General features: G+C 52.9%; 20 protein-coding genes. 17 read left to right on the plus strand and 3 right to left on the minus strand.

All coding sequences use genetic code 11. The annotated features are described in order from the left end of the window. Window positions 1-36 precede the first annotated feature (36 nt). The 3 genes from QEH54_RS13090 to QEH54_RS13100 all read left to right on the plus strand — a co-directional run bounded on the left by QEH54_RS13090 (window position 37) and on the right by QEH54_RS13100 (window position 4,088). Window positions 37-1,008 carry a D-2-hydroxyacid dehydrogenase gene (locus QEH54_RS13090; RefSeq protein WP_309019135.1) on the plus strand — a complete coding sequence of 324 codons (972 nt, stop codon included), beginning with the start codon at window positions 37-39 and terminating at the stop codon, window positions 1,006-1,008. A 129-nt stretch (window positions 1,009-1,137) separates the two neighbouring features. Further along, entirely contained in the window at window positions 1,138-2,094 is a 957-nt protein-coding gene (locus tag QEH54_RS13095) for an ADP-ribosylglycohydrolase family protein (protein WP_309019136.1), read from the plus strand. Between the two features lie 686 nt (window positions 2,095-2,780). Beyond that, window positions 2,781-4,088, plus strand: coding sequence for an acetylxylan esterase (locus QEH54_RS13100; RefSeq protein ID WP_309019137.1), 1,308 nt, complete (start codon window positions 2,781-2,783; stop codon window positions 4,086-4,088). A 193-nt stretch (window positions 4,089-4,281) separates the two neighbouring features. On the opposite strand, the gene QEH54_RS13105 is transcribed toward QEH54_RS13100, so the two are convergent. The 3 genes from QEH54_RS13105 to QEH54_RS13115 all read right to left on the minus strand — a co-directional run bounded on the left by QEH54_RS13105 (window position 4,282) and on the right by QEH54_RS13115 (window position 7,913). After that, a complete protein-coding gene (locus QEH54_RS13105; RefSeq protein ID WP_309019138.1) occupies window positions 4,282-5,262 on the minus strand; it encodes a glycoside hydrolase family 43 protein in 981 nt (326 codons plus the stop codon). Window positions 5,263-5,322: 60 nt separating this feature from the next. Continuing rightward, a complete protein-coding gene (locus QEH54_RS13110) occupies window positions 5,323-6,294 on the minus strand; it encodes a glycoside hydrolase family 43 protein (RefSeq protein ID WP_309019139.1) in 972 nt (323 codons plus the stop codon). A gap of 230 nt (window positions 6,295-6,524) precedes the next feature. Continuing rightward, complete coding sequence (locus QEH54_RS13115) at window positions 6,525-7,913, minus strand: integron integrase (protein WP_309019140.1); 1,389 nt, start codon at window positions 7,911-7,913, stop codon at window positions 6,525-6,527. Window positions 7,914-8,144: 231 nt separating this feature from the next. Between QEH54_RS13115 and QEH54_RS13120 the strand changes: the two genes are divergently transcribed. From QEH54_RS13120 to QEH54_RS13185, 14 genes are all read left to right on the plus strand, one after another. After that, on the plus strand, window positions 8,145-8,765 hold the full coding sequence (locus tag QEH54_RS13120; RefSeq protein WP_309019141.1) for a hypothetical protein: 621 nt from the start codon (window positions 8,145-8,147) through the stop codon (window positions 8,763-8,765). A gap of 84 nt (window positions 8,766-8,849) precedes the next feature. Then, window positions 8,850-9,197, plus strand: a complete 348-nt coding sequence (locus QEH54_RS13125) for a hypothetical protein (protein WP_309019142.1) — start codon at window positions 8,850-8,852, stop codon at window positions 9,195-9,197. A gap of 32 nt (window positions 9,198-9,229) precedes the next feature. Beyond that, on the plus strand, window positions 9,230-9,628 hold the full coding sequence (locus QEH54_RS13130; RefSeq protein ID WP_309019143.1) for a hypothetical protein: 399 nt from the start codon (window positions 9,230-9,232) through the stop codon (window positions 9,626-9,628). A gap of 33 nt (window positions 9,629-9,661) precedes the next feature. After that, window positions 9,662-9,976, plus strand: a complete 315-nt coding sequence (locus tag QEH54_RS13135; protein WP_309019144.1) for a hypothetical protein — start codon at window positions 9,662-9,664, stop codon at window positions 9,974-9,976. A gap of 136 nt (window positions 9,977-10,112) precedes the next feature. Further along, window positions 10,113-10,463 carry a hypothetical protein gene (locus tag QEH54_RS13140; RefSeq protein ID WP_309019145.1) on the plus strand — a complete coding sequence of 117 codons (351 nt, stop codon included), beginning with the start codon at window positions 10,113-10,115 and terminating at the stop codon, window positions 10,461-10,463. A gap of 92 nt (window positions 10,464-10,555) precedes the next feature. Next, the gene (locus QEH54_RS13145; protein WP_309019146.1) at window positions 10,556-10,873 is read left to right on the plus strand and encodes a hypothetical protein; all 318 of its coding nucleotides are present in this window, start codon (window positions 10,556-10,558) and stop codon (window positions 10,871-10,873) included. 62 nt (window positions 10,874-10,935) lie between these two features. Next, window positions 10,936-11,238, plus strand: a complete 303-nt coding sequence (locus QEH54_RS13150) for a hypothetical protein (RefSeq protein ID WP_309019147.1) — start codon at window positions 10,936-10,938, stop codon at window positions 11,236-11,238. A 533-nt stretch (window positions 11,239-11,771) separates the two neighbouring features. After that, entirely contained in the window at window positions 11,772-12,287 is a 516-nt protein-coding gene (locus QEH54_RS13155; protein ID WP_309019148.1) for a DUF5063 domain-containing protein, read from the plus strand. A gap of 34 nt (window positions 12,288-12,321) precedes the next feature. Then, a complete protein-coding gene (locus QEH54_RS13160) occupies window positions 12,322-12,591 on the plus strand; it encodes a hypothetical protein (protein WP_309019149.1) in 270 nt (89 codons plus the stop codon). Window positions 12,592-12,782: 191 nt separating this feature from the next. Continuing rightward, complete coding sequence (locus QEH54_RS13165; protein WP_309019150.1) at window positions 12,783-13,025, plus strand: hypothetical protein; 243 nt, start codon at window positions 12,783-12,785, stop codon at window positions 13,023-13,025. A 140-nt stretch (window positions 13,026-13,165) separates the two neighbouring features. Next, window positions 13,166-13,648 carry a hypothetical protein gene (locus tag QEH54_RS13170; protein ID WP_309019151.1) on the plus strand — a complete coding sequence of 161 codons (483 nt, stop codon included), beginning with the start codon at window positions 13,166-13,168 and terminating at the stop codon, window positions 13,646-13,648. A gap of 771 nt (window positions 13,649-14,419) precedes the next feature. Beyond that, the gene (locus QEH54_RS13175; protein ID WP_309019152.1) at window positions 14,420-14,902 is read left to right on the plus strand and encodes a GNAT family N-acetyltransferase; all 483 of its coding nucleotides are present in this window, start codon (window positions 14,420-14,422) and stop codon (window positions 14,900-14,902) included. A gap of 40 nt (window positions 14,903-14,942) precedes the next feature. Continuing rightward, on the plus strand, window positions 14,943-15,185 hold the full coding sequence (locus QEH54_RS13180; RefSeq protein WP_309019153.1) for a hypothetical protein: 243 nt from the start codon (window positions 14,943-14,945) through the stop codon (window positions 15,183-15,185). A 153-nt stretch (window positions 15,186-15,338) separates the two neighbouring features. Continuing rightward, the gene (locus QEH54_RS13185) at window positions 15,339-15,626 is read left to right on the plus strand and encodes a hypothetical protein (RefSeq protein WP_309019154.1); all 288 of its coding nucleotides are present in this window, start codon (window positions 15,339-15,341) and stop codon (window positions 15,624-15,626) included. The last annotated feature ends 211 nt before the right edge of the window (window positions 15,627-15,837 follow it).

Consider the following 15,837-nt stretch of genomic DNA (forward strand, 5'->3'; position numbering starts at 1 on the left):
TCGTATATCCACGCCTCCCCGTTCTATCCTCGCCTCATGTCCCTCAAGATCTACATCGACTTTCCCCTCTCCGAAAACGCTCGCCAGCTTCTCGAAAGCCAAACGAACGGACACACCCTGGTCTTTCCCTCCATCCCTGCCGAGTCCGTGCTGGCCAAATCCCATCCGGATCCCGCGTTGCTCGAATGCGACGTGGTCTTCGGTCAGCCGGAACCGGCTGAGATCGAAAAGGCCAAGCGCTTGAAGTGGATACAGATCAGCTCCTCCGGCATCACCCGCTACGACAACTCGGACTTTCGCTCGCACGTCGCCAAAAAACGAATACCCGTCTGCAACAGCGCCAGCGTCTACAACGACGCCTGCGCCGATCATCTGCTCGCGTTCATGCTGGCCCAATCCCGCTGCCTTCCCCAAGGCCTGGCCTCCAGCGACGAAAACGGCTCGCCCCCTTGGCTGGCCCTTCGCGACGGCAGCGTTCCACTGCGCGGACAGAGCGCCATCATTCTGGGATACGGCGCCATTGGGGCCCGACTCGTGGAGCTGCTGGCGCCATATCGCATGAAACTCGTGGCCTATCGCCGGAAAGCTCGAGGCGATGAAGCGATACCCGTCACCACCGCCGAAAACCTGCCCGAAGCCCTAGCCAGCGCGGATCACGTGATCAATATTCTCCCCGACAGCCCTGCCACCCAAGGCTTTTTCGACGCCGCTCGCTTCGCTCAGTGCAAGCCGGGAAGCGTTTTCTACAACATCGGCCGCGGCACCACCGTCGACCAAGAGGCCCTCGCGAACAGCCTGCGATCCGCCCACACAAAAGCGGCCTGGCTCGACGTCACCGATCCGGAGCCCTTGCCGACCGACCACCGACTGCGCTCGGCGCCCAATTGCTTCATCACGCCCCACGTGGCAGGCGGCCACCTCGAGGAATCGACCACTTGCGTCAGCCACTTTCTCGAAAACCTGCAGCGCTTCGTCGAGGGACGGGAGCTTCTAGACCGAGTGATGTAAGCCGAAGACCCATTCCCAGCGCTCGTAACATCGCGGCATAAGCCAGCCTTCTTGACGGCAGTAGCAAAACGGCGCTTAGAAAAGCGTCGTATTCGTTTCTTGGATCCGCTAGCTATCCGTCCCGACACAATGGAAGGAAGCGATACAGATCAATCTACCATCGATCGGCGCCAGCGCCTGCAAGGCGGCCTGCTGGGCATGCTGGTGGGAGATGCTCTGGGCGTGCCCTACGAATTCAAGAGCAGCGAACGCATCCCATCGTACCATCAGATCGAGTTCGAGCCGCCAGCGGGCTTTCTTCGCTCCTATCCGGAGGTCCCACCTGGCACCTGGTCGGACGACGGCGCCCAGGCCCTCTGCCTGCTCGAGTCGCTGCTCGCCCACGGCGAGCTCAATCTCATCGACTTCTCGCAACGCCTGCAAAACTGGTACTTCGAAGGCCATATGGCCGTCGGGAAACATGTATTCGACGTCGGGATACAAACCAGAGAGGCGATCGTAAAGCTCTCCAAAAACTACTTCCCCGAGGAGTCGGGACGTCGCGACGAATACGCCAACGGAAACGGCTCGCTCATGCGTGTCCTGCCGCTCGCTCTTTGGCATCAAGGCGACGACCGCCAGCTGGTCGCTGACGCGCACGAGCAATCCATCGTCACCCACGCCCATCCGCGGGCCATGGTCTGCTGCGCTCTCTACTGCCTCTGGGCTCGACGCGTCCTGGAGAGATGCCCGACCCCTTGGGAGGCGGCGGTGGCCGCGCTGCGAGAGCTTTATAGGGAGCTGCCTGTCCACAAGGAGCAGCTGGAGGAACACGTGCGTCCAGACTCCCGACCTGGCGGAAACGGCACCGGCTATGTCGTCGACTCCCTCCACTCCGCCCGCCTCGCCTGCGAAGAGACGAGTTTCGAAAAGGTGGTCAAGCGAGCTGTCCAGATCGGAAACGACACCGATACCACCGCTTGCGTGGCCGGAGGCATCGCCGGAATCCAATATGGAATCCAGCAAATCCCGCGACGCTTCCTCGAAGGTCTCAGAGGCCAGGAGCTCGTCGCCCCGCTTCTAGATAAGCTCCTCAGCGGCTCCTAGAGCGCTTGCGATCTCGGGCGATTCCTTGCGTCACGCCACGGCACGGCACCTTCCGGCTCCACCCGCGAAACCGGTTTTTGAATAACTGACAAGCCCATCGCCATTCGACGGGCCCGCTATCGCATCGCCGCCATGCGCCGCTCTCTGGCAGCGCGGTTCATCGCCGCTCGGATGCGATCCATCCGGGCGGTCTTGGTATCGCCCTGCGGCGATCCCTTTGACGACGGCTTTTCCGTCGGGTTTGCTTCTGACGGAGCAGGTCTATCCAATACTCTCTGACTCATGGGTACTAAGCTCTCTACTTAGAATTTGACTAGGTTGCGGAAACACGTCGGCCACAGGGACATTCGCCGACGCGGAAAAAAAACGATTCGAACTCTCGAAAAAGCGGTCGAAAAGACGGGCCGCCGACCGGATGCCAGCGCCAGGTTCTCCCTCCGGCGCCATCCTCTTGAATTGCTAAAAGACGTTAGCGAACCCTAACGCCCGCGCTCAATAGAGGCCGGGACTTGCAACGTTCGCCCGCCTGCAAGTGCCACAATCGTTACTCAATTGCGCCGCAAAAGCAAAGAACAGATTTGAATTTCGCAATATCCGCAGACCATACCTAATTGCTAGCACCGATGGATTTGACTCGTCCCACGGCTTCGATAGCCTCCGCCCAAATCATCGCGATCCGCTTACCAATGAAACGCCTCCTCATCTCCCTCCTCTGCGCGACCAATACCACAGCCGTACTGGCGCAGTCGATACAACTCTCCCTCAACAACCCTACCGGGGTTTACCAGATCGGAGAAACCATCGCGATCACCGCTGAAATCGCCGATGGCGATTCCCTAAGCGATGGCGAGCGAATCATCACCCTTCGAACCTTCCAAAACAACCAGGAAACGACCACCCAAAGGACCGTGCGCCTCCACGACGAGCAAATCCCTATCTACGAAACCTCGCTCGATCATCCAGGCTCGATCATGGTGGAAGCGAGCCTCGGCGACGCAAAAGACACTATCGGCGCCATCGTAGGGCCGGAACAACTACAGCCAGGCCTAGACCGTCCAGCCGATTTCGAGACCTTCTGGGAAAGGGAAAAAGCGCAGCTCGCCACCCTGCCCCTGGACGCCTCCCTGTCGCCGATCCAGCTTCCGGACTCCCAAATCGACCTCGTCGCGTACGACGTCGAAATCCCCACTCCCGGACCGCGACCCGCTCGGGCCATCTTCGCCAAGCCGGCCAGGGCCGAACCGAAATCCTTGCCGATCGTGCTCAATCTTCACGCGGCTGGCGTGAAGGGCGACTGGTGCCGGGCCCATCTCGACGAAGCGACCTCCCTCGCTCGGCGAGGCAGCGGCGCCCTCGCATTCGACCTCAACGCCCACGGCATGCTCAACCACGAGGACGAGTCCTACTACGAGGCGCTCGAAAGCGGGCCGCTGGAAGCCTACTGGACCCAGGGCATCGAGGATCGAAACGAGTACTACTTCCGCTTCATGTACTTGCGCCTCCTGCGCAGCATCGAGTTTCTCGCTCGACAACCGGAATGGGACGGAAAACGCATTCTCGTCATCGGAGAAAGCCAAGGCGGCGGCCAGGCCCTCGCAGCTTCCGGACTCGACTCCCGCGTCACCGCAGTCGTCGCCACCGTACCCGCCATGTGCGACTTCGGAGGCCCTCTAGCCAAACGCAAAGGGGGCTGGCCTCAGCCCCTCGACGAGCGTCCGGACAACGCTCAGGTCCAGAACGCCGTGGCCTATTTCGACATCGCCAGCATCTTGCCCGACAGCCACGCAACCCTCGTGGTCGAAGTGGGCCTCATCGACCAAGCCTGTCCCAGCACCTCCATCTTCGCCGCGATCAATCAAGCGAAAGGAGAAAAAAACATACTCTCCGTCCCCTACCGAGCCCACCCCTGGCCAGAGCAAGCAGATCGCGAACGCCACTGGGACGAGCACGTTCTCGCCAAGAAAGAAGCGTTCATCGACGCCTTTCTCAAATAGGCGCCCGCGCCACGGTTCCCCAAACAAAAAAACGCCTCCCGGTCAAAGGAGGCGCCTGCCATTTTTTGAAAACTCCCAAGGAGCGCGACCCGTAGCCGCCGTTTCTGCGAAACGCGCCTCGAGCACCATGCCGCACCCACGTTTCCTCAACGAAACGCGACGCCCCGAGCGCCGGACCCGCTTTCGCGAAACGCTAGTCGACTCTCGGCACGCTGGTGGTCGTGCGAATGATCGGCTTGATGGTGCCGTCCTCGTTGTACTCCAGCTTGTCCACGCAAACCGAGCGCCGGTATACGCCGCCGGTCGGCAGGGCCGAGCTGTGGTAGACGAAGTACCAGTTTCCCTTGAACTCGATGATCGCCTGATGGTTCGTTTCCGAACGTGGCATGAGACCATTGATCACGCCCTTATATTCCCAAGGTCCCATCGGACTGTCGCTGGTTGAATACTCTATCTTCGAAGGGTATCCAGAACCCGCATACGAAAGGTAGTACGTGTCCTTGTACTTGTGAACCCAGGGAGCCTCGAAAATGTTTTTCGCATCCAGGTTCTGCACCTCGCCGTCCAGCTCCAGCATGTTGTCCTTGAGCTTGACCCAACGCGCGTCGCTCCAGGATCCCCAGTAGAGATAGGCCTGGCCGTCGTCATCGATGAAGACCGCCGGATCAATGTTCAACACGATGGAATTCGGGGTTTCGTCCGTGATCAAGGCCCCGCCTATGGCGTCCTTGAACGGACCCGTGGGACTGTCGGAAACCGCCACGCCGATCGAGAAGCCCTCGTTTACCCTGATCGAACCATGCCGGATCGAAACGTACCAGTAGAACTTGCCGTCGCGCTCCGTCACATGGCTGGCGAATGCGTCGCCACTGGCCCACTCGAAATCCTCGACCGTCAGCAACGGACCATGGTTTTTGTAGTCCACCATGTTCTCCGTCGAAAAGCAGTACCAATCCTGCATTTTGAAGAAGCGGTCCGTCTCGTTCTGAATGTCATGCCCCGTGTAAATGTAGAGCGTGTCATCGTGCACCAGCGGAGCCGGGTCCGCCGTGAACATGTCAGTCACGATCGGGTTGCCCCGAGTCTTCCCAGCTACCTCGCCGATTCCCATCGACGCCCCCGCCAAGGCCAGGGCTCCTACAACAGCGCTTCTCTGCAATGTCTTTCTTATCATGTCTCTTTTTCGTTTCTGGTTTGAAATCCTAGTCGCTCATCGACGCCCGCCGGCCCGCCCCTAGCGTTCCAACGGCTCGTCCGCGGAGACCACCCCCTCCTCCGTCGGCAGGATCGGCAGGATCGAGCCATCCTCGCCGTAGCGGAGGTAGTCGACGCACACCGAGCGACGAAAACTGCCGCCCGTCCGCAATCCCCCGTTGTGGTAGATGAAATAGTCGCGGCCCTTGAACTCGACCACCGCCTGGTGGTTGGTATTGCAGTTGCCCGCAAGCTGCTTGATCACCCCTCGGTACTCCCAAGGCCCTTCCAAGCTCTCGGAGGTGGCGTACGCCGTGCGCTCGGGAAACCCTTTCGAGTAGGTCAAATAGTACAGTCCTCCCTTCCTGTGGATGTAGGGAGCCTCCACGAAATCCGGCAGCTCGATCTGGTGAATCTCTCCGTCCAGCTCCACCATGCTGTCCTTCAGCTTGGCCCAGTAGCAGTTCGTGTTTCCCCAAAACAGATACGCCTGGCCGTCCTCATCGATGTACGCCGCCGGATCGATATCATCCCACAGAATGCGGCGGTCCTCGTAATTCATCGGATTCTCCGTCAAATCGCTCGTCACCAGAGGCTTGCCCAAGGCGTCCTTGAAAGGCCCAGTGGGACTGTCCGACACTGCCACCCCGATGCCAAACTCGCCCCGAGCCTCCTCCCACGCTGTGATGTACCAATAGAACTTCCCATCGCGCTCGATCGCATGGCCAGCCCATGCATGCACGTTCGCCCACTCGAAATCGTCCAACGACAGCGGAGATCCCTCCGCCTTCCAGTCGACCATGTCGTCCGAAGAAAACACCAGCCACTCGTTCATCACGTATCCCGGCTTGTCCACCTCCGCTTCGTCATGTCCCGTGTACAGATAAACCCGGCCATCATGCACCAACGCCGCAGGATCCGCAGTGAAGACATCCGTGATGATGGGGTTGCCGGCATCAGCCGAAACGCTCAGCGACAGGGCAGTCGCGCAAAACAGGGGTACAAGGTTCATACGAAAACGAATGCGCCAATCCCCCCGCAGACCCGCCAGCAAAAGTATCCTCCCGTCCCGGCCTGCCCATGCCGCAGGTCGCCAAAGCGAAGCTCAACCGCCTACGACAGGCCGGACTCGTTCGATCGGCTCCCGGCAAGCCACCTCAACGCGCCTCAGCCGCCGACGCGCTCCACCGAAGCGGAGCCGACCAAGCGGACATCGACCGTAGCCCGCCCCACCGCATCAGGCTAGCCTCCACCCCAGGCATCAAGCGGGCTCACCGTCGAATTCTCCTTCGTTCGCATCACATGCAAGTAGATCTGGGTCGTCTTGATATCCTTGTGCCCCAACAGCTCCTGCACCGTGCGAATGTCCGTTCCATTCTCGAGCAAATGCGTCGCGTAGGAATGACGCAAAACATGCGACGTCACCCGCTTCACGATACCCGATTGGCTCGCCGCGCTCGAAAGCTTGCGTTGATACTGCCGGTCCAGCACGTGATGGCGACGCTTCTCCCCAATGCGAGGATCCGAGCTCAGCGAACGGCTCGGCCAAAGCCAAAACCAAGACCACTCCTTCGCCGCCTGCGAAAACTTTCTCCCCAGCGCCTCCGGCAAATATACGCCCGGCAAGCTCGCCTCTCGATCCCGCTCGTGCACCAGACGCGCCCGCTCCACCTGGATCATCAACTCCTCCCGCATCGACTCAGGCAGCAAAGCCGTTCGATCCTTGTCCCCCTTGCCGCCGATCACCGAAACGCGACAACGATGAAAATCCAGATCCTTGATCCGCAAGCGACACAGCTCCGACACCCGAAGCCCCGCGCCATACTGTAGCCGCGCCATCAAACGATACGGCTCGTTCAGACGCATGAACAGCTCCCTCAGCTCCTCCGCAGTCAAGACGATCGGCAAATTCGATTTCGGGCTCGCCCGCAAATAGTCCGAAAAATCCCCCAGCTCCCGCCTCAACGCTCGCCGATAAAAAAACACGATCGCGTTCAACGCCTGCCGCTGGGTCGAAGCCGCCACCCGCCGCTCCGTCGCCAAATAGTCCAAATACCGCTTAATCTCTGCTTCGCCCAGCTTCCACAGCTCCTCCGTTCGATGATAAGCGGCAAATCCCCGCACCCACTGCAAATAGCTCACCTCAGTGCGATAGCTGTAGTGGCGCCTCCTCAACTCCCGAATAAAAACGTCAAACCACGCCTCGCCCTTAAAAGACTCATGCTCCGCCCTGAAGTCACCCCCCTCAGCCAACTCCTCCGCATCATCCGGCACCTCGCTCGCGTTCCTAAAGAACCAGCGCAACGCATTTAACCAAAGCGTCATCAGATTCCGGTCAGGAAGCTTCTCGCGCCGCGCCGTTTCGAAAAAGGCATTCGCCGCGCCCCGAGTCACCTCGCACCGCGCCCGCTTACAATACCCCAGAAACCACTTGATCGTGATCTGGTAGCTCCTCCTCTCCGCTTCCGGCAGCTCCGAAGCCTGCAAAGTCTCCAACCAAACCGGGAAGCTCACCGGCACCTCCAGATCCCATTTCTCCCGCCTTTTCCCAATGACGCTTTTTCCATTTCCCTCATCCACCAAACCCATCTCCACAAACGGGGGTTCAACCAACTCGTACACGGATTCCATAGAACCCACCCTAACAGTAGAAACGCCTAACTCAAGAATTCTAACCCACTATATTCTAACAGCTTGCCTTCTACACCCAACCAACCCACTCTACGTACCGATCAGCCCCATCCCCCACCCCAAGCCCAAACAACGCAAATCCCCTAAAGAAGCCCCCAAAACGCGTAACACACCACCCCCCACGCAATACCCGTCCTTCAAGACCCCTATATTAATACTGTTAGCTAAAAAATGAAAACCCTACTCAACTTCATCACACTTTCGATTCTTTCGACGTCCTCCCTACTTGCGAATAGCTACCGCATTGAACTTTCTTCGGGCGGTTCACAACTGGCTACAATGGAACTACACATTGAAGATGGGATGGCCACATCTACCGCTGATGGAATCAAAGAAGAGTTCGATCTCGTCAATATGAAGTGGAAACACGAAGAATCGGGCCAGTGGGTTTCCATCAAGCAGTGCACAGAGTGGGCGAATCAATCCAAGGCAAAGTCGATGGCCAGCATGGAAAGCGCCGATGTACCAGAGCAAGTGAGAGATTTCCTGTCTTGGTCGCTTTCTCCTGCTTTCGAAGTGACCAAGGACGGTACAAGTATTTCACTCATCTCCGGTCAGGTTGACTATGCCATAGAGGGGATCGCAAGTGAAAGTAACACCGAGGACTATTATAAATACGCGATCCTGAACTCCTACAAGAAGGCTATGACAGAGAGAAAGCTTCCGCCCTATTCCGAACTAAAGGCAATCGAAGAAATGAAGGGACTTGGATATATCCCTACCTCTATATCGATTGAGATCCCTGGCATTCCTCAAACACCTGGGTTTGAAATGAAAATTGAAGAAATATAAAGCTAACCAGGCAGCCCATACAACTCCGGCCAGCGCTCCGCGCTGACCTACGCGTATGGCTTTGACGTTAGGCAGAACACAAAAATGTACGATTTCATCATGTTCTCATTCCCCATCACATCGCTACTTGTGATCGTCGCGTCTTTCCTACGATGGAAGAAGAACAGAACGAATCGCAATTTTGCGATGTTAGTTGGCATGGGAATGACCATATCGACGTTTATCTACTACCTTCTCGAATTCTACTTTTCCAAAATTGAGCCAGATGAAAACGGAGTTATTCACGTAGAAGTGGATTTATGGGACAAGATCATGCCTCAGCTTTTTCCAATCGGTATCCTAATCTTTGGTACAGCATTTCTAATAGACAGCATCAAAGATAATAAGCCTAACCAGTCAGCCCATACAACTCCAGCCAGCGCTCCGCGCTGACTTCCGCGTATGGCTTTCACGTTGGCCAAAATATGAAAATTTCGATTTTCGCTATCCTACTTTTTGCTGGTTGTTCGAATATGACATCCACTCACCTTCCCTTGAGAAATTCAGCGATTGCGGTGCCGACATCCATACAGAAGCAGTATCACGAGACATACATACGAGGCTACGAACAGTCATGGATAGCTTATCTGAAAACATACGCAGAAGATGTAGATCACGAAACCCAATTCATGGAAGACGTAGCCTCAGGCGATCCTAACTACCTAGACGGTTGGTTCTCTGGTAGAGAGGATTTCGAAAAGACTCTGGAAGAAATGATCCGAATCCATGGAAAAGAAGAGACACAAGAGATACTTAAGAAAGAATTAGAGAAAATTGAGTCCAACCAGTCAGCCCATACAACTCCAGCCAGCGCTCCGCGCTGACTTCCGCGTATGGCTTTCACGTTAGGCAGAAGAATGAAAAAGACATTCATCACAGAGATAGCAGTCTGCGTTGGCATAGTTGCTGCCCTTGAACTCGCCTACTACCTAGCAGTCGACAACGATTTTTCTCTATCTATTTACGTCAAGAGTGTCATTGAGGTTTACGTCGCACCAATCTATCCAGGCTTCTACCTGATCTACCCACCAATAATCCTGATGTTCCTCATTGGGCTCCTTCTGTACCTAGCAAAAACGAAAAGTAGCAAACTGAGGAAGTCAGGAGCATTTCTTTCGGTCCTTGCATGGGTAGGACTTGGATTCACCACGATAATCAAATACTATAAATAAAAAGATGAGGCCTAACCAGGCGCTCGATACAACTCGGGCCAAGCGCCCGAGTTGTGGACGCAGCAAGGACGGATCTTGCCCTACTCTTTCACAACCATCAACCTAGGCCCTCGCGTATCAGCTTCACGTTATGTCTATGAATGAAAACGACAAATTGATGAAACTTGCCTCAGGGGTAGACGATTATCCTATCGCATTCATAATGGACGAAAGAGGTAAGAGTTTCGACTGGAAAGATCGCCTTCCAAAACAGGTGATCTATTGTCCGGAATCAGTATTTCAAAGACTATGTCCCGCTTTTGTGGAAGAACTAGGAGCCGAAGACTACTATGGGACCGTTGAATTGGACAAAGTCCGTTTGAACCGAATCATTGATGAAATAAGTAGAAATCAATCAGATACTGAGGCCACGAATGAACTACTTAGATTCCTAAACTCTGAGACATCCAAGAATTACGAAGAATCAATCTACTATGATGGACCCTAGAATAGAAAATATACATAACCAGTCAGCCCATACAACTCCAGCCAGCGCTCCGCGCTGACTTCCGCGTATGGCTTTCACGTTGGGTAGAAGAAATGAATACAGATCAAATCTCAAAGTTACCCGAAGGTTGGTATGCTGCTACCGAAGAAGAAGCGGAACGCCTCCACCGTGAACTCCAAAAAGAACTGCACTCCGAGCATCTTCTAAAAAACATTCCAGTGAAAGTCGTAGCTCACAGAGATGGAGCCACTGACGACATTCTCTGCCAGCATAAAGAAAAAGAAGAAAGATTCACGGTTATCCATCTAAGCTGGAGCATGAAGGAAGAAGTAAGTAAAGATTTCCCTATGGTAGAAGTAGACGGGAGCTTCGATGATTTCCTAGCTTACGAAGAGAGGTTTTGTAGATGAAAGAATTACCCAACCAGGCAGCCCATACAACTCCGGCCATCGCTCCGCGATGACCTCCGCGTATGGCTTTCACGTTAGTCAGAAGAAAAAATGTATGGATTTTTGAGGTTCTGGAATCGAAGGAGGCGTTTTACTCGAACAGTGCGACCACAACATATTCACGATTCAACTACGGAGACGAAAAACGACTGAACAAAGAGACGAAAGTAATGAGACGTTCCAGAATAATTCCAGCTTCGGTTTTCGACAAAGAAGCGGCCGAGGACCTTCAAGCAGTTGGACGTGGAGGCCGAAGGCCGACGGAAAAATTTTTCTACTGGAACGATATGGAATTCGAAGAGAAAGTGAACCCAACCAATGAGTAGAAAAATTTGGACTAACCAGTCGTCCCATACAACTCGGGCCAGGCGCCCGAGTTGTGGAACCAGCAAGGACATTTCAACCCCACTTTTCGTGTCGGCTTAGTTTGAGCCCTCGCGTATGGACTTCACGTTGGACGAAAAAATAAATGAATGAGCAACAAGACATCACCCTAGCGATTCTTTCTTCGTCCATCTTCACATTCCCATTTTGTATTTTTCTCTATGCGCAATGGTTCAAAAAGAAAAAGAAGATCAAGTCATTGGTTATGAAAGGAGAAGTAGACCGATATGAATCGAGTAAAGAGTTAGACAAAGATCTTCTTCGAGCTCACCTCATAGCCGGGCTATTGTTATTCCTGTGGTTCATGATTTTCCTACGGTTTTCAGGTTGAACGAATAAGATTCAAAAGAATTCGATGTAGATTCGGAAACAATCAGAATGAATATGAAAATTAGGTCCAACCAGTCAGCCCATACAACTCCAGCCAGCGCTCCGCGCTGACTTCCGCGTATGGCTTTCACGTTCGCTAAAAATAATGGAATCAGAAGCTAAAGCCTTTCTTGCTACGGTCAGTCGATTCATCGAATGGATCGAGACTGGAAAGCACGATTTGATTTCTGCACGTGAACTCCTAGTTGACCTTATCAAGGACATCCATCGACTTGAAAAGTATCGGGACTTTGAGCCGATGGACGATGAGTTTGAACGAAGAGAGCACGAAGGTTGGAAAGAAGATATCCAAAAACTAAAAGACCTTCCTTTTCAGTATTACGCGGAGATTTTCGATCCACACAACTTCGAGAAGGCTGAGGTTGTGACAGGTGATCTCATGGATGACTTCGCAGACATCTACGGTGACCTCTACGTCGCAAACCAAGCCCTTAAGAAAGGATATGAGACAGAAGCACTTCGAATCTCGATCAGCATGTATTTTATGCATTGGGGCTATCACGTAAACTCTGCACTACGAGCAATCGACGAATTTTACATTCACTATTATGAGAGCGAACCAGGCAGCCCATACAACTCCAGCCAGTCGCTCCGCGACTGACCTACGCGTATGGCTTTCACGTTCGACGAAAGTAATGAAAATCAGACTCAACGAATCTAAAGTACCCGAAGGACTCCGAAGCTTAATTCCATTCGCTGAGGAGTTTGGCGTTTCAGATGATGGATACCGATTCGAAAAGATAGAGAAGACCCCCAAGGACAGATTGGCCTTACTCAGAGAACTATGCATCCAGAAAGATGACGAGCTCGACGAATGGTTGGCTGGGCCAGAAGCGAACGGACCGACATTCTCTGAAGAGTACATCGCATTTTCTTCCATGCGTATGGCAGCCGACGAATTCTAAAAAAAAGAAACTCTTGCACTGAAATATGGATACGGAAGTAAGAATGAAAATTAGGTCGAACAAGTCGCTCGATACAACTCGGGCCAAGCGCCCGAGTTGTGGACGCAGCAAGGACGTATCTCACCCTACTCTTTCACGACGGTTTCCGAGCCCTCGCGTATCAGCTTAGCGTTCTGCAAAAAATTGAATCGATGCCAAACGAACACATCCAGACCAAGAGTGACCTGATCAATCACCTCGAAGAAATAAGGAAAGACTTCGAGAAGAACGGTTCTAGTTGGGAAAACAATGATCTGCCAAACTACTTGGAAGCATTTCAGTCATTCGTCGAAGCAATCGAAGGATATTACAAAAACAGAAAAGAAAATATTGAAGAAATGAATACGTGGAGAGTGATGGCAGATTGTCTTTCCGCTGCTAGGATTTACGAATGAAAAGAATGGCAGAACAAGGCAGTCGATACAACTCGGGCCAAGCGCCCCGAGTTGTGGATGCAGCAAGGGCGAATCCACAAAACTACTTTCTTAACGGGCCTCTAGGCCCTCGCGTATCACTTTGACGTTCGGCAGAAAAAATGAAAAACGAACCAACTCGCGAAGACATCGATCGACTGAAGAGCATGCGTGGCAGCTTCGGTCCGACGAAGAAAGAAAACGTTCAGTCGTTGTTCTTTTGTTGGTTAGTCATGGTTTGCTTTCCAGTATTCTTCGTTTGGTCAGCTTTCTCGAAAGGAACTCCATTTCTACCATTATCCGAAAACCAATGGACACTTTTAGCTATGTCACCTGTTGCTTTCCTCTTTGGGCACTTTCTTAAGAAGTACACGGGATTGAGCTACAGATTCGATGGCACTTCAATTCAACAGATATTTCGAAATGGAAAGGTCTTCAAAGAAGTCGAAATCGATAAACTGATAGAAATAAAAGAGACGAGTAAAGGTGTGATCTGCCTAAGCACTGAAAGAAGCTGGTTGAATTTAGTCATCACAAAAGAACTAAAAAAAGAATTAGCCGAACCAGGCGGCCCATACAACTCCGGCCAAGCGCTCCGCGCTTAGCCTACGCGTATGGCCTTCACGTTGGGGAACTAAAGAATTTGAAGAGAGCGATTAAGCATCACAGTGAAGCACGATGTCTGGATCTACGGTTCAGTACAATGGATAGCCACTTCCAGACATCGATCTTCGGTGACGAGATTTTCGAGAGACACAATCCAAGCGTTCACGACACGATGCGCAGGCTGAAGCCATTGCATCGAATGGCGGTAGCGTGAAGAAGACCAAGACCTGGAGGCCACTACCCTAACCGACCAAAGAAAAGAAAGAACCAGATAGAAAAAACCGAATCTCAAAACGATGATTTACGAAGCGTTCCAACGAATCGACATTCGACAAGGTCACCCCAAGCCAACACTGAAAAACCACCCCAACCAGGCAGCCCATACAACTCCGGCTAGCGCTCCGCGCTAGCCTCCGCGTATGGCTTTCACGTTCGCAGTAAAATCACGATTCTCAAATCGAAGGACGCAGCATCCTCGACCAATGCGACGAAGACCAAAAAGCGAAATTTGAACCGAACGAGCACGACATGATCAGCGGCAAAGGAAATCGACTTTCGGCGTATCAGGCTTCACCATACGACAAGGAATCCAAGATGACGGTCTTTTCTTTATTCGTTCCAGATTCGGACGCGCGAACCTCCTGCATTGTCGCAAGAAAGAGTTCTTCGAACCAGCCGGTCCATACAACTCGGGCCAAGCGCCCGAGTTGTGGCGGCAGCAAGGACGTATCCTCACAACTTCCAGCACGACGGTTTCACAGCCCTCGCGTATGACCTTCACGTTCGAAAAAAATATGAATTGGACCAACGGCGATTTCACCATTTCCACTGACAAAAGCCGTCTAGATTTAGACGTAATCCACGGCTTTCTTCAGACCTCGTACTGGGGAGCCGAAAGAACAAGGAGAGAAATTGAAAAGACTATCGAGAACTCGATTTGCTTCGGTCTTTTCTACAAGGAGCGCCAGATCGGTTTCGCTCGGTTAGTCACTGACGAAGTAGTAATCTCTTGGCTTGGCGATGTATTCGTAATTCCCGACTTTCAGAATAAAGGATTGGGGAAGTGGCTGATGGAATGCGTGACATCTCACCCTATCACGAAGCGAACAAAATGTCTCCTGGGCACGAAGGACGCACACGGGTTGTACGAAAAGTACGGATGGAACAGAAAAGAAATGATGTCTCGACCAGAGGAAGAAAAAGAAGATTCGAACCAGTCAGCCCATACAACTCCGGCCAGCGCTCCGCGCTGACCTACGCGTATGGCTTTCACGTTCTGCAGAAAATAGAAAAATGACCACCGAGCACATCCAATCCAAGGACGACCTAGTTGCTCATCTAGGAATGATCAGAAGTGATTTCGAAAAGAATGGTTCGAACTGGGAAAACGAAAGTCTGCCAAACTACTTGGAAGCATTTCAGGCGTTTCTGGAAGCCACAGAGAGCTATTACAAAAATAGAAAAGAAAATATCGATGAAGTGAATACGTGGAGAGTGATAGCTGATTGCTTCTCTGCTGCTAGAATCTACGAATGAAAAATTGGCAGAACCAGTCTGTCCATACAACTCGGGCCAAGCGCCCGAGTTGTGGAAGCAGCAAGGAAGTATCTTCACAACTTCCTGTACGACGGTTTCAGAGCCCTCGCGTATGACCTTCACGTTCAGCAAAAAAAGATGAACCACCTCGAAATGAAACTAACAGCACACAATGCTCTCATTTCCTACATCACAGGAAATATGAGAAACGTTTCGTTCGAAATGGAAGGATCGAGCAAGGTGAAGTTCAAAGCCTTCACATACCAAGAACCAAGCGAACTAGATAGAGAGTGTATTTCGGATATCGCTACAGAGTTCGCATCCCATTTCCCGCACCCAATCGAAGCTACACAAGAAATAGAACGATCAGAAAAACCAAGAAACGAATTGGGTCTATTGGAGCATCTGGTGTTCTCACGAGCGGAAGACTATGAAAATTGAAGAGCTGAACAAGGCAGTCGATACAACTCGGGCCAAGCGCTCCGAGTTGTGGACGCAGCAAGGGCGAATCCACCCAACTACTTTCTCAACGGGCCTTTAGGCCCTCGCGTATCACTTTCACGTTCGACAAAAGAAAATGAAAAGACACCTAATTCTATTGGCAATCGCATCATTCACTCTTGGAGCATCGGCAGCTTTTCTAGTCATGTCT

Origin of the sequence: Pelagicoccus sp. SDUM812003 (genome assembly GCF_031127815.1) — a bacterium.
Taxonomy (GTDB): Bacteria; Verrucomicrobiota; Verrucomicrobiia; order Opitutales; family Opitutaceae; genus Pelagicoccus.

Coding starts and splice junctions, on each gene's coding strand:
- QEH54_RS13110 (WP_309019139.1), bottom strand. CDS start 6,294: ATGAACCTTGTACCCCTGTTTTGCGCGACTGCCCTGTCGCTGAGCGTT.
- QEH54_RS13095 (WP_309019136.1), top strand. CDS start 1,138: ATGGAAGGAAGCGATACAGATCAATCTACCATCGATCGGCGCCAGCGC.
- QEH54_RS13170 (WP_309019151.1), top strand. CDS start 13,166: ATGAAAAACGAACCAACTCGCGAAGACATCGATCGACTGAAGAGCATG.
- QEH54_RS13130 (WP_309019143.1), top strand. CDS start 9,230: ATGAAAATTTCGATTTTCGCTATCCTACTTTTTGCTGGTTGTTCGAAT.
- QEH54_RS13155 (WP_309019148.1), top strand. CDS start 11,772: ATGGAATCAGAAGCTAAAGCCTTTCTTGCTACGGTCAGTCGATTCATC.
- QEH54_RS13185 (WP_309019154.1), top strand. CDS start 15,339: ATGAAACTAACAGCACACAATGCTCTCATTTCCTACATCACAGGAAAT.
- QEH54_RS13090 (WP_309019135.1), top strand. CDS start 37: ATGTCCCTCAAGATCTACATCGACTTTCCCCTCTCCGAAAACGCTCGC.
- QEH54_RS13145 (WP_309019146.1), top strand. CDS start 10,556: ATGAATACAGATCAAATCTCAAAGTTACCCGAAGGTTGGTATGCTGCT.
- QEH54_RS13140 (WP_309019145.1), top strand. CDS start 10,113: ATGAATGAAAACGACAAATTGATGAAACTTGCCTCAGGGGTAGACGAT.
- QEH54_RS13135 (WP_309019144.1), top strand. CDS start 9,662: ATGAAAAAGACATTCATCACAGAGATAGCAGTCTGCGTTGGCATAGTT.
- QEH54_RS13150 (WP_309019147.1), top strand. CDS start 10,936: ATGGCTTTCACGTTAGTCAGAAGAAAAAATGTATGGATTTTTGAGGTT.
- QEH54_RS13120 (WP_309019141.1), top strand. CDS start 8,145: ATGAAAACCCTACTCAACTTCATCACACTTTCGATTCTTTCGACGTCC.
- QEH54_RS13160 (WP_309019149.1), top strand. CDS start 12,322: ATGAAAATCAGACTCAACGAATCTAAAGTACCCGAAGGACTCCGAAGC.
- QEH54_RS13105 (WP_309019138.1), bottom strand. CDS start 5,262: ATGATAAGAAAGACATTGCAGAGAAGCGCTGTTGTAGGAGCCCTGGCC.
- QEH54_RS13125 (WP_309019142.1), top strand. CDS start 8,850: ATGTACGATTTCATCATGTTCTCATTCCCCATCACATCGCTACTTGTG.
- QEH54_RS13180 (WP_309019153.1), top strand. CDS start 14,943: ATGACCACCGAGCACATCCAATCCAAGGACGACCTAGTTGCTCATCTA.
- QEH54_RS13115 (WP_309019140.1), bottom strand. CDS start 7,913: ATGGAATCCGTGTACGAGTTGGTTGAACCCCCGTTTGTGGAGATGGGT.
- QEH54_RS13175 (WP_309019152.1), top strand. CDS start 14,420: ATGACCTTCACGTTCGAAAAAAATATGAATTGGACCAACGGCGATTTC.
- QEH54_RS13165 (WP_309019150.1), top strand. CDS start 12,783: ATGCCAAACGAACACATCCAGACCAAGAGTGACCTGATCAATCACCTC.
- QEH54_RS13100 (WP_309019137.1), top strand. CDS start 2,781: ATGAAACGCCTCCTCATCTCCCTCCTCTGCGCGACCAATACCACAGCC.